Here is a 13,490-nt window from a genome sequence, read left to right on the forward strand (position 1 = left end):
TAATTCTATATCTTACTAAAGCACATATGCTTTTTCAAATCCATTTAAAACTGCATCTACGACTCTACCTGGTTTACAAACATCTCCTAATAGTTCAACAATACCATAATTGTCTTCTATTTCTTTTACTATTTCATTATTGGATTTAACACCTAAAGATAATACTACTGCATCAGCTTTTAATGTAGTCAATTTTTGATCTTTAGTATTTTCAATATCTATTTCGCCATCTTTAATATTTATAAGTTTGCTACAAGGCAGAAGTGACACTCCAGCTTTTGCAAGTCTCATACTTATATCTATTACATTAGGTAGATATCCGGAAGGTCCAATTTTATCTGCCATCTCAATTACAGTTACTTTATTTCCCTTAGAAGTTAATAGCTCAGCTATTTCAAGACCTGTCATTCCTGAACCAGCAATTACTATATTCTTATTTTCTAATACAGCCTTGCTTTCTAAAATATCAGTTGATGTATATACAAAGCTTTGGTCTATTCCTGGAATATTTGGAACTATAGAATTTGATCCTGCTGCAATAAATACTGCATATGGTTGAATTTTATTAATTTTTTCTAAAGTTGCCTTTTCATTTAATCTTACCTCAACATTTAACTTCTTAATTGTTGATTTTTGGTATTCAAGGAACCAATCCAATTTCTCTTTTAGTGGAGGTTTAGTAGCAAGATATACATTTCCACCTAAATATTCTTTTTCTTCAAATATTATAGGAACAAATTGTTTTAATGCTAAAACCCTTGCAGCTTCCATTCCGGCAGGACCACCACCAACAATTACAACTTTTCTACCTTCTCCGGTCTTTGGAAAATCAGGATATTCTAATTCTCTTCCCACTCTTGGGTTAACTGCACATTTTATGTTTTCGCATTTCATAACACTTTCTATACAGTTAAGACATGATATACAAGGTCTAATATCGTCTTCTCTACCTTGTTTTGCTTTAATGCCCCATTCTGGATCTGCCAATTGTGCTCTACCTAGTGCAACAAAATCCAAATTATCCTCGTTTAATATAGTTTCTGCCATATCAGGTTTTCTAATGACATCACAAGCGATTACAGGGATTTTAACTGCGGCTTTTATAGCTTTAGCTAAATGTCTTTTCCAGCCTTGAGGATATGAAATTGGTTCTATTATTGTAGTAACCGATTCATATGTTCCAGAGCTTACATTAATAACATCTATACCTATTTTTTCTAAATAAATTGCTTCTTGAATTGCCTCTTCTAAAGTTATGCCATCTTTAACAAATTCATTTCCATCAATTCTTACTGATATTGGGAATTTAGGACCACATTTTGCACGTATACCCATGATTATCTCAGTTATAAATCTCATTCTTTTTTCAAAACTGCCACCATATTTATCTTCTCTATGATTTGATTGTGGGCTCAAAAACTGTGCAACAAGATATCCATGAGCAGCATGAATTTCTACTCCATCTATACCAGCCATTTGTGCAAAAACAGCACCCTTTACAAATTTTACAACTAGTCCTTCAATTTCAGTTATTGTCATCTCTCTAGGCATTTCGCCAATAGCTGATGACATTATAGGACTTGGTCCAGCTATTTGACGACCATCAATCATCATAGCGTGATTTTCTCTACCTGGATGATGTAATTGCAAAAATATTTTTGTGTTATGTTTATGCATTCTACTAGAAAGATTTTCCAGTCTTGGAATTTGTTTTAGGCTCATTGAACACAATTGATTGGGCATTCCTGCTCCAGTTTCATCATCTATTCTAGTGATTTCAGTGATTATGAGTCCACATCCACCTTTTGCTCTTTCTTCATAATAAGCAATGATTTCATTAGATGCTTCCCCAGTATAGGAAGCCAAATTCGTTCCCATTGCAGGCATTACTATTCTATTTTTTATTTCTAAGCTACCTATTTTACCCTTGCTGAAAAGCTTTTCATATTTCATTGTATATAACCCTCCCGTACATTTTTGCTGGTCTTCTAGATTAATTGAATTATAACATTGTAGAAAATGGCTTACTATGGGAGAAAATCCAAAAACTAATATAATCATTGTGCGTTATGCACTATAACATAAATTATTGATGAAATTATATGCGATAAATAAAAATAATCTCTGAAAAATCAGAGATTATAAAGAGATTTATTTATTTTTTTGCAATGTGTGAATTAGTAAGTTTTTTATAAAAATTTATTGCTTTACAAGCATAATATAGTTTAAAGCTATTATCATTTTCATCTAAATCTAGTCCTATAAGGTCTACAATTTTCTGTAATCTATACCTTAAAGTATTACGATGTATAAACAATTCATCTGATGATTTTGTCATATTATGATTATTTTTCAAATATATATATAATGTTTTGTACAATTCAGAACTATTTATTTTATCAAACTTTTTTAGTATATAAATTGAATTGTTATAAAAATCTTCCTTTAATACATTGTTTTTAATCATGTAAATAAAATTATAAGGCTCAATATCTTCATGCTTATAAATACATTCTTCTTCGCCAAGGATATTTCCTATTTCCAATGACCTTATTGCTTGATGATAGTATATGCTACAATCTTCTATTGAAGAAAACTCGCTACTGATTCCCATTTTTAAATTATTTTCTATTAAAAAATTTTTAACTAGTTGAGTTTTATTTTCTTTTTCTACAAATTCTTCCCTGTCATCTATTATCACAATAGCGCCATTATAATAAATTGAATTGCTCATTGGAAAAAGACTTAACAGTGTAGGACTCAAATACCTGGAATATACAGATTGTTTAAGTTCAAAATTAGATATATCAAGCACTAACACAAAAATATGCTTACTAAATATTAAGGTGCAATTTTTCAATCTTTCTTGGATTAGTGATCTGTTTTTTATATTGTTTTCTAATAAATCATATAAGATTTCCTCACTTAGAACATTTTTTGTATTCTTATAAAATTGCTTCTTTCCTAATTCTTTTGATATTATTTCGCTTATTAATATCAGATAATTATAGTCATCAGGATCAGTTTGTTTTTCACATTCAAGTAACAAAATATTTCCTATAGTTTTATCGTTCACTTGTATTTTGAATGCGATTTTTTTGATAGGACTTAGGGGGCAGGTGACAACAAAGGGACGTTTTGTTTTTCTTCCTTTTTTTAGAGTTTCTAATTTTGTTAATTCAGCAATAAATTCATAAGAGCAATACCCTTTTTTTACATTATCCATCCACAATAAATCAGTAATATTTTCTATTGGAGAACTAGCTAATACCTTGAAACTGAGGTCAATAACAATTAGGGGGTTTCCAATTAATTTTGAAGCGATATTTATTATTTTACATAGGCCTTCACCTGAAAGAAAAGCCTCTAGTAAGGATATTTTAAATTGATTATATTTTATGTCTCTACGAAAAAAAGCTCTTACTTCATTAAAAATTTCTAATATATTTTCATTTGGGTTTATCTCGATTATTTTCAAGTTATTGTTAATGTATTTTTCTAATATTGTACAATCATCATTTATCAAAATAAAGCATGCATTAGCTAATTTGTCCATATTTACCTTGAAATTTGAAGTGCAACCAACATATATATAATCTTGTAAATAAAGTGTTGTTTCATCAGTAATTAACTCTGTATCAACAAAACTGTTTTGCGGTTCAATATTAAAGTAAACTTCTTTAGTTTTTTTTAAAAGATATTCACGTAAGCCATTAAAATTTATACTCATAATCCACCTCGATTCTATTATAGTGCATTTCGCACAACTAAGACAATAGCTTTTGGATTATTTAATATAGTAACAGATTTTTCAGCATGATACACTATGTTATATTAATAATAGATTAAAAGTGGGGGTAATAAATTATGAAAAATGTAAACGTTCTATCAAATATTAAGGGAAAAGTGGCTATAGTTACTGGTTCAGCAACTGGAATTGGTCAAGCAATCGCAGTAGGCCTAGCAGAAGCGGGGGTAGATATTGCCGGCACATATTCAAGTACATCATATGAGGAAACCAAAGCTCTTGTTGAAGCAGCGGGACAAAAGTTTTTTCCAATACATGCCAATGTAGGAAAAGCAGAAGAAGTAGGTACAATTATACCTGAAGCTTTAAAAGAATATGGAAAATTTGATATATTAATAAATGGCGCAGGAGTAGAATCACATAATCCTGTTGGGGATACTTATAGTGAAGAAGAATATCAACGTTGCTTGCAAATAAATTTAAATCAGGTGGTTGCACTTACTGCAGAAGCAGGAAAATACTTTATTAAAGCCGGAAATGGTGGAAGAATTTTGAATGTATCTTCAATAGCTGGTTATTTAGGAATGCGTTCTGGAATGTCACCTTATGTAATTACAAAACATGCAATAAGAGGGGTTACTAGATCTTTCGGACTTGAACTAGCTCCTTATGGAGTTACTGTAAATGCAATTGCTCCAGGTCCTATTTTTACTAAAATGACTGCAAACCCACCAATGAAAAAACTAATGATGGATAGAGTAGTTGCTGCAAAATGTCCAGTAGGACGTTGGGGATTCCCTGAAGACTTTAAAGGAATTGCAAATATGCTTTGCTCTGAAGCTGGTGGATTTATAACAGGTCAAACAATTTTAGTTGATGGTGGATATACATTAACTTAAATTTTATGGAATGAGATTTTAATTCTGTGCAATAGAAAATAGTATGAAAATTATAAATGCCCTAAACTCCTAATTGAGCTTAGGGCATCTTATTTTGTTGTAAATATTTTCTTGATTTTTAATGAAATATGATATAATTCAAAATGACATGATATATTATTTATTAAATTATATGTATATACAAATGAGGGAACCAATTAAAATTTAAATTTATATAAAAATAGGGGGAATACATATGAATTCAAGTGATGAACAATTTTTTTCAGCAGTAAAGACGTCTTTTGATATAATTACAGCTATGTTTGTTACAGATGCTTTTATCATTCTTACAGATTTAGAAAAGGTTATTTTAGTTAAACCAGCAAAAACCTTTCAATTAGGCATTAAGGAGGGAAATGAGCTGTTTTCTAATGTTAATAAAAAGGGTGGCTCTGAAAAAGCCATCGAAACTAAAGAGCGACAATTTCTGTCATTTCCAAAAGAAGTATTTGGATTTTGTATAAATACATTTGCAATTCCATTAATAAATAGTGATACAGGGAATGTGGTAGGGACTGTAGGGGTTGGGATCTCACAAGCTAAGGAGCAGTCAGTCTTAGACTCTTCGAAAGGACTACAAATATTTTCAGCAGAATTATCAAGTTCTGTTAATCAATTTGCTGCTTCTGCAGAGGAATTAGCTAGCAGTTCGCAAAATATGAATAGTGAGATTAATAGAATACAAGCGCAAATTAATAGCATGGATGATGTAGTTTCATATGTTAAATCTATAGCTAGTACTACAAATCTTTTGGGGCTAAACGCATCTATTGAAGCTGCTAGAGAGGGTGAGCATGGACGGGGATTTTCAGTTGTTGCTGGGGAAATTAGAAAATTAGCATATAATACTAAAGATTCTGCCACAAAAATAAGTGCAACCTTGTCTTCATTGAAAAGTGATGTAAATGGTCTAATAGGTTTTTTAGAGAATTTTGCGGCAATTAGCCAGCAGCAGGCTGCTCAAGCTCAAGAATTAGCAGCTAGTAGTGATAAACTCAATGATGTATCCGAAAATCTAATTAAAATGGCAGAAACTCTTTTTTAAATAACTTAATAAATTTAGATGATATAGTGCCTGTGAGAGGGCACTATTTTTTTGTGACTTATAACTTGTCACTTGGGTGGCACTAGCATATAACAATAATTTCCTAAGGGGTGGCTTGGGCTGGTATACTTATCTATTATTTTATGCTATACTCTATTTATGAGAACATATGTTCCTATACGATATAGTACATTTTAATTAAATCCTCATATTGGGAGCAATAATGTGCGATAAAGGAGGAGTCATATTGAAAAACAAAAAACAAAAAAATCTTTTGAAGGCTCACAACCGCAGTTTTTTACAAGTCCGCCAACCTGTAAAAGATGGGTTTGATGAAGCTCTGAAAGATTCTTCAAAAAAAATTGTATGTTTTTGTTTTGAAAGGTTTATTATTATTGCTATAAAGTTTTTTATAAACTTATTTAAATAGGAGCATTTACAAAAGATGGTGGTGCAATTATAGAATTTATTATATGCTGTGATAAAGTTGAAAAATGGTGGTTGTAATGGTAAAGTATACAAGAATAACAGTAGTAATAAATAAAATAACGGAGGAAATTAATTATGTTTAATCCTGATTTTTCAGATGCAGTAAGAGTAATAGATACGTCAACAAGCGTTAATAATACAATATTTGAAGTACTTGAATATAAAAAACCTAGAAATGCTGGTGTTTTTAACGCTGCTTCGGTAAATACTATACCTACACAATATGGTGGGGAAAAGCTTCGTCAAGTTAGAATTAGCATTAACGGTGGAGGAGTACTCGTACAACCTGGGGAGCTTCAATTTATGAAGGGCCCAATCCAAATAGAGATTCAGAAAAACGCACCTTCTGCCTCTAAGGGATTTTTTAAGAATGTTGGTACTGGAGAAGCCTCATTTACCTCAAAGTATTATGGTAAATACGGTGAAATATATTTAGACCCCTCGTATAAGTATTTTTATATTCTAGAATTAGATAACGAAGATCTTATTTTAGATGATGGAATGTTTTATTGTTGTGAAGATAGCATTGAACTTTCCGTACATACAAATAAAAACATTGCCACAGGTTTAGTAAGCGGAGATGGATTTAGACAACCAAAACTAAGTGGAAGTGGTATCGCTGTTTTAGAGAGTGAGGTTCCCTTCGACGAAGTTCTAATTTATGAACTGAATAATGAGACATTAAAAATTGATGGTAACTTTTCAATTGTAATAAGAGGTAAAATAGAAACTAAAATAGAAAAATCAAAACGCGAAGGATATTTACAAACCTTCCAAGGAACTGGAGAGGTTTGGATCGCACCTACCAGAAAAAATAAACCAATGAATGTATAATTCATATTTTAATCGCCCTCTAAGGCATGAGTGTACATGCTTTAGGGGGTATTTTTTTCAATTATAACCTGCTGCTTGCATATGGGTGGTACTTATTTAGTTGTAAAAATATTTATACATTATGAGCTATGTGTATGGTTTTAAGACAATTTCCCGAAAGTGATTGTATACCTTACCTCCCTTTGGATTTATATTATACCTATAGCAAGTACTTGCAAGTGATTACAAGTGCTTGCAAGTTGTTGCAAGTAGTAAACTTAATAAATGTAAAATTTCTGTAGGTTAATAACTTATGGTATATTTTCAAATGGAGGTATTAAAAATGAAATTTAATTTTGATCAAACTATTGATGTAGAAAAAACAAATGCCTATATGGTTGGTGCTGGACTTGCATCAATGGCAGCTGCAATATATTTAATTAGAGATGGACATGTTCCAGGAAAAAATATTCATATATATGAAGAATTAGGCATAACAGGTGGAAGTATGGACGGAAATGGTAATGCAAAGGATGGTTATGTAATCCGTGGTGGAAGAATGTTTGATAGAGAAGCTTATGCTTGTACTTTTGGAATAATGGAGAGCATTCCTTCATTAACTGATCCTAAAGTTTCAATACTTGATGAATTTAATGCTTTTAATAAAAAAATTCATACTCATGCAAAGGCTAGATTAATAGATAATGATGCTAACATATTAGATGTATCAACTTTAGGGCTTGACCGCCAGGATAGAATGGCATTAATGGATATAATGATTAATTCTGAAGATTCACTAGGAACAAAAACTATCGAAGATTGTTTTCCAGAAGCATTTTTTAAAACAAATTTTTGGCTTCAGTGGACTACACTCTTTGCATTTGAGACTTGGCATAGTGCTGTTGAACTTAAGAGATATCTTCATAGGTTTATACAAGAATTACCACGACTTAAAGATTTATCTGGAATACGTCGTACACCATATAATCAATATGATTCAATGTTATTACCTATGACAGAATGGTTAAAGGCACAAGGTGTTAATTTTGAATTAAATACAAGAGTAATTGATTTAGAATTTAAACCATCAGATACTGAAACTACTGTTACAGCATTCAAATGTCTTAAAAATGGAAAAGAGAGTAGAGTAGAGGTTGGAGAGGGAGATTTTGCATTTGCTACTATCGGTTCATTAACAGCTGGTACTAGTCTTGGATCAATGACTACAGCTCCAGTAATTAATGATAAACATGTAGGTGGAGCATGGGATTTATGGGAGAAAATCGCTGTAGGTCGTCCTGAATTTGGTAATCCAAATGTTTTTGATGACCGTGTTGAAGAGTCCATGTGGGAATCTTTTACAGTTACACTTAAGGACCCAACAATGTATAAGAAAATAATAGAATTCTCAGGGAATCAGCCTGGAACTGGGGCTCATATGACATTTAGAGACTCTTCATGGCTCATGACAATAGTTTTGCATAATCAACCACATTTCCTTAGTCAACCTGAGGAAATACAAATTATATGGGGCTATTCACTGTTCCCATACGCAAAAGGTGATTTTATAAAGAAGAGAATGGTAGATTGTACTGGTGAGGAAATATTAGCTGAGGTATTATATCATCTAAACTTTAAGGAAGATATGAAGAAGATTATTGAAACATCTATTTGTATACCATGTATATTACCTTTTACAACTGCACAATTTTTAACTAGGGCAAAGGGTGATAGACCTCTAAATATTCCAGAAGGTTCAACTAACTTAGCATTACTTGGACAATTCTGTGAAATAAAAGATGATGTAGTATTTACTATGGATTATTCTGTAAGAGGTGCACAGATTGCTGTTTATAAATTCCTAAATTTAAATAAGAGACTTACTCCTATTTATAAAGGACAACATGATGTACGTGTACTACTTAATTCTGCACTTGAAATGATGAAGGATGATAACCTAAGTAAAGAATTAATTGCAATAAAATCTTTACTGAAATAATACAAAACAATATTAAAGAGTCATAGGCTTTAAAAGCTTATGACTCTTTTTTTCGATATCATCCTTGGGGTAAAAGTAAAGAACTGCCCTTTTTTCTTTTAAATCACTTAAAGTTAAATTCTTATCTTGCTCGCTTTTTAATGTGAAGTTAGGTGCTTTATCTCCTTAGTTTAGCATAAGTATCACTCGTCTTGTTTAATAATAATAATAATAATAATTATACCATTATTTAATAGATAGGTGCCATTCACATGATAAGTGGTTATCGGCTTAAAATAAAATGTGTAGTAGGATGAAACCTTGCAATTACTGAGAGCAAGAGATAAAATTAATAAGGGTGTATATCCACATAGAAAAATTCATATAAATACTGATGAATAATGGATATACAAATAAACTTAAAACTAAAATAGGAGATAATATGAAAGAAATATTAGAAAAATATAGCACCAGGTTAGTGAATGTTAGTGCAAGAAACAGAAGCCTAGTGCTTAAAAAGCTCTATAAAAAAAGAGCCTTTGATATCATGAGACTTAGTGAATTTGATGAAAAAATCAGCGAGAAATTAATTGAGTTTTTAAGCTGTAGAAGCAATAAAGAAATTAAGATATTAGAAGATCCATACCAGTGGTACAATAATGAATCAAAAAAGCTAAAGCATGAACATAAGAAAACTAGTGCGGAAGAAGCTAAAAAGATAATAGCATCAGAAAACTCCTCAGATTTAAAATTGAAGGTGCTTGAGGACAAATTTAATAATATATATGAGGAAGCAGATGAAAAGTTAAGACAAAAACAAGAAGTAATTACAACATATTCTAGTACTATTAAGACACTTATAAAAGAAATTAAAAGTACAGAAAAAGAAACGGGAAGATATGAATTATATATAGGATATCCTTTTGTAGAGGGATACTTTAAGGACAAGACGTATACTAAGGCACCAATTTTTTTATTCCCCATAGAGGTTAATAAAAAGGGGGATAAGTGGTACATAAAAAACAGAGTGGATTTTCCTATTATTTTAAATAAGGTATTTTTAATAGGATATGCAAAGTATAATGAAGAAAAGATAGCGAATATTCAGACTGAATATGATGATTTGAGTATTTTTGGGGACGATTTAATTAAAGGGGTACTTGAAGAATTAAAAAAAGTTAACGTTATTATATCTTACGATGAATCAGAGACAACGAGGTTTAAAGAGATTGTAAAAGAAACTGTGTTTAATTATAGATTGGGAGAACTCGTAATTAGAAACAATATTGTTATGGGACACTTCAATATAGCGAATTCTATTTATAATGATTATAAAGATATGGAAAGTGAAGACTTAAGTAATGATTTAATGTATAAGTTGCTTAAAAATGAAGACACCATTGAAGCTTTAGCAGATTTAGAAATAAGTGATAAAAATGAAAAAAGAGACATTTTGGAAAAGGATTATTATTTCATTTCTGATTTGGATTATAGCCAAGAAATTGCAGTTAAAAGGGCAAGTGAGTGCTCAGCATTGGTTATTTATGGACCTCCAGGAACGGGAAAATCTCAGACAATAGTGAATATAATTTCACAATATCTAAGTAAGGGCAAGAAAGTGCTTATGGTTTCCCAAAAGAAAGCAGCACTAGACGTAATTTATAATCGCTCGGCTAGAATTAATTCAAAGATGATAATGTTCAACAAAGATGTTGATAAAAAGAAGTTTTATGCAATTATTGCAGATAGAATTGAGTCATTAGAAATGAAGGAACTAAATTCTGATGAAATAGTAGCTATGTCGACTATTGTAGATGAAAGATTAGAAAAGCTTAATATCTTAGGAAATGTATTAACTAAAAAGCAAGATTTTGGATTATCACTGCAAGAGATGTACAGCTCAAAAAGAATTGTTATGGAAGTGGATGATAATTTAGATAAGTTCTTTAGGGGTTTTAGAAAATCATATCCTTTTGAAAAGTTGGAATATAAAGAGCTGGAAAACATATGCAAATCTTTACTTTTAGATGAAAAAGCTCATAAGTTCTATAGGCTAAAGAATATTGCAGGAGATAATAAATATTCTCTATATATAAAAGATAATATTGATATTTATGATTTAGAAGATTCCTTGCATGAGATAGAGGATTTATCCGAACATTACGAAGTTAAGCTAAACGAATTAAAAAGTAACCTTGAGTATTTGTCCTATTCAAAAGACCTAGCTATTAAAAATACCTCATTAAATGAAAGCGCTAGGAAGATAAATGAAAGTGAGAACGGGAATCTTCTAGAAAAGCTAACTAATGGTTCCAAATTTAGAATAAGTTATTGGTTAAACTTAAAGAAGAATAGGGCTCTCGAAGAAGGTAATTTGAGAAAATTTAAACAGATACAAAGTGAAATTGTTAAAAAACTTGAAGTGGAAGTTTCTAGCATAAAAGAGATAACTGGAAAATTTGAATTCCTAAAGGCTGTATTAATTGCGGATGAGTTTGATAAAGTAATCCAAAATTTTGATAATAATGAAGAAACTTTAGAAAGCCTATGTCTAATATTAAATGTGCTAAATAAATATGATGAGATAAGTTCATTAAAAGGGATAGTAAATGATATAAAAGAAAATCAAATAACAGTACTAGACTATGTTTATTGTAAGGAAGACGATTTTGAAAAGGCAGAGGAGATATTAACTAAATTACCTGCACTAGCTATTCAGGTTCAAATTTCTAGATTACAACGTGAATATGCAAGAGAGCTAGAAGGCATAGAAAATTTTGAAACAATAAGGACAGAGATTTCTGATGCTATGGTTAAAAAGAGAAAATCTGTACCTCTTTATATAAATCGAAAATGGGATAATATTGCTTTGAAAAACAAGTTTTGTAATGAGAAACTTTGGAAGGAAATGCATAGACAGTGCACCAAAAAGAGTAGGCTTCTTCATATTAGGGAGTTTGTTTCGAAATTCTCTGACAGCATATTTGAGCTTTATCCTTGCTGGCTGTTATCGCCTGAATCAGTTTCTGAGGTGTTACCTTTAGTAGAGGGGTTATTTGATGTAATTATATTTGATGAAGCATCTCAGATATTCATCGAATCCTCAATCCCTACAGTATATAGGGGTAAAAAAGTAGTGGTCGCAGGTGATAGTAAACAGTTAAAACCATCATCAACTTTTACTAGTAAATATGATGGTGAAGAAGAAGAAGATGAGGATTTAGAAACTGCTGCAGCATTTGAAGAAGAAAGTCTTTTAGATCTTGCAAAGTATAGCTTTGTATCTACCTCTCTTTATTATCATTATAGATCTAAATATGATGAACTTATTAATTTCTCTAATTATGCCTTTTATGGTGGAAAACTTGAGGTTTCACCAAACATAGCTAAGACAAATAGTGAGGGAGTACACCCCATTGAGAGAATTAAAGTTTGTGGAAAGTGGACTTCTAGGACAAATCCTGAAGAGGCCAAGGAAGTTATTAATCTTGTTAAAACCATTCTTAAAAATAGAAATGAAAATGAAACTATTGGGATAATTACATTTAATATTACTCAAAGGGATTTAATTGATGATTTATTAGAACTAGAGGCTGGGAAAGACCACGAATTTGGGGAGCGGTATTTTGCAGAGAGTGATAGAGTGGAAAATAATGAGGATTTCAGTTTATTTGTAAAGAACATTGAAAATGTACAAGGAGATGAAAGAGATATTATAATATTTTCTACTGCTTATGCAAAAAATGAAAATGGTAGAGTAACTGCTAGTTTTGGTTCTTTATCTCAAGACGGTGGAGAAAATAGATTAAATGTTGCTATTAGTAGAGCTAAGAAAAAGATCTACCTTGTAACTTCCATAGAACCAGAGGATTTAAATGTTGATTCTTCAAAAAATAATGGACCTAAATTGTTTAAAAAATATCTTCAATATGTAAAGGCAGTTTCAGAAGGAAATAATGAAATAGCACGAGACATACTTTATAGTGTATGCGATTCTGGAGTTACTCGTTATGAAGAGGATAATTTTGATTCGGATTTTGAAAACCAAGTTCACGATGCTATTGAAAAGGAAGGCTTAATTATTGATTCTCAAATAGGGGTATCTGGTTACAAGATAGACCTAGCAGTATATGACAAGGAAAATTCTAAATATATTTTAGGTATCGAATGTGATGGAGCAGCCTACCACTCTTCAAAGTCTGCAAGAGAGAGGGATATTTTTAGGCGACGATATCTTGAAAGTAGAGGCTGGAATATTATTAGAATTTGGAGCAAAGATTGGTGGACAAATCCTGAAAAGGAAATTAAGAAAATTGTAAATGAAGTAAATAAATTTAAGTTGGGGGGAGCTAAGGCTATAAATACGGAGAATATTAAATAGTTTGGAAAAGAAATGAAACACTTCAATACAATTGGAGCATTTCATTTCTTTTAATGCGTTTTTTAAAGGAAATATCATAATTATGTTGAATCGTGTTA

At 31.0% G+C, this 13,490-nt stretch carries 8 protein-coding genes and 1 pseudogene; 6 read left to right on the forward strand and 3 right to left on the reverse strand.

Annotation, left to right across the window (positions count from 1 at the left end; genetic code table 11):
- Window positions 1–15: 15 nt before the first annotated feature.
- Both KPL51_RS05200 and KPL51_RS05205 read right to left on the reverse strand, forming a co-directional pair.
- A complete protein-coding gene (locus tag KPL51_RS05200) occupies window positions 16–1,953 on the reverse strand; it encodes an NAD(P)/FAD-dependent oxidoreductase (protein WP_216158152.1) in 1,938 nt (645 codons plus the stop codon).
- A gap of 202 nt (window positions 1,954–2,155) precedes the next feature.
- Window positions 2,156–3,730, reverse strand: a complete 1,575-nt coding sequence (locus tag KPL51_RS05205) for a PucR family transcriptional regulator (RefSeq protein WP_216158154.1) — start codon at window positions 3,728–3,730, stop codon at window positions 2,156–2,158.
- 137 nt (window positions 3,731–3,867) lie between these two features.
- Here KPL51_RS05205 and KPL51_RS05210 point away from each other — a divergent pair, with 137 nt between their 5' ends.
- The 5 genes from KPL51_RS05210 (at window position 3,868) to KPL51_RS05230 (ending at window position 9,032) form a co-directional block, all read left to right on the forward strand.
- Window positions 3,868–4,647, forward strand: a complete 780-nt coding sequence (locus tag KPL51_RS05210) for an SDR family NAD(P)-dependent oxidoreductase (protein ID WP_216158156.1) — start codon at window positions 3,868–3,870, stop codon at window positions 4,645–4,647.
- Window positions 4,648–4,882: 235 nt separating this feature from the next.
- A complete protein-coding gene (locus tag KPL51_RS05215; RefSeq protein WP_216158158.1) occupies window positions 4,883–5,731 on the forward strand; it encodes a methyl-accepting chemotaxis protein in 849 nt (282 codons plus the stop codon).
- Window positions 5,732–5,978: 247 nt separating this feature from the next.
- Window positions 5,979–6,161: a hypothetical protein gene (locus tag KPL51_RS05220; protein ID WP_216158160.1), complete on the forward strand. Its 183-nt coding sequence runs from the start codon at window positions 5,979–5,981 to the stop codon at window positions 6,159–6,161.
- A 134-nt stretch (window positions 6,162–6,295) separates the two neighbouring features.
- Entirely contained in the window at window positions 6,296–7,054 is a 759-nt protein-coding gene (locus KPL51_RS05225) for an AIM24 family protein (protein ID WP_216158162.1), read from the forward strand.
- A gap of 322 nt (window positions 7,055–7,376) precedes the next feature.
- Entirely contained in the window at window positions 7,377–9,032 is a 1,656-nt protein-coding gene (locus tag KPL51_RS05230; RefSeq protein ID WP_216158164.1) for an oleate hydratase, read from the forward strand.
- A gap of 12 nt (window positions 9,033–9,044) precedes the next feature.
- Here the strand turns inward: KPL51_RS05230 and KPL51_RS24465 are convergent.
- A pseudogene (locus KPL51_RS24465) lies at window positions 9,045–9,185 on the reverse strand (redoxin domain-containing protein); the annotation flags it as partial.
- A 268-nt stretch (window positions 9,186–9,453) separates the two neighbouring features.
- Between KPL51_RS24465 and KPL51_RS05240 the strand changes: the two are divergent.
- A complete protein-coding gene (locus KPL51_RS05240) occupies window positions 9,454–13,392 on the forward strand; it encodes a PDDEXK-like endonuclease domain-containing protein (protein ID WP_216158166.1) in 3,939 nt (1,312 codons plus the stop codon).
- Window positions 13,393–13,490: the final 98 nt, after the last annotated feature.

The organism is Clostridium bowmanii (assembly GCF_018861315.1).
Classification (GTDB): Bacteria; Bacillota; Clostridia; order Clostridiales; family Clostridiaceae; genus Clostridium_AD; species Clostridium_AD bowmanii.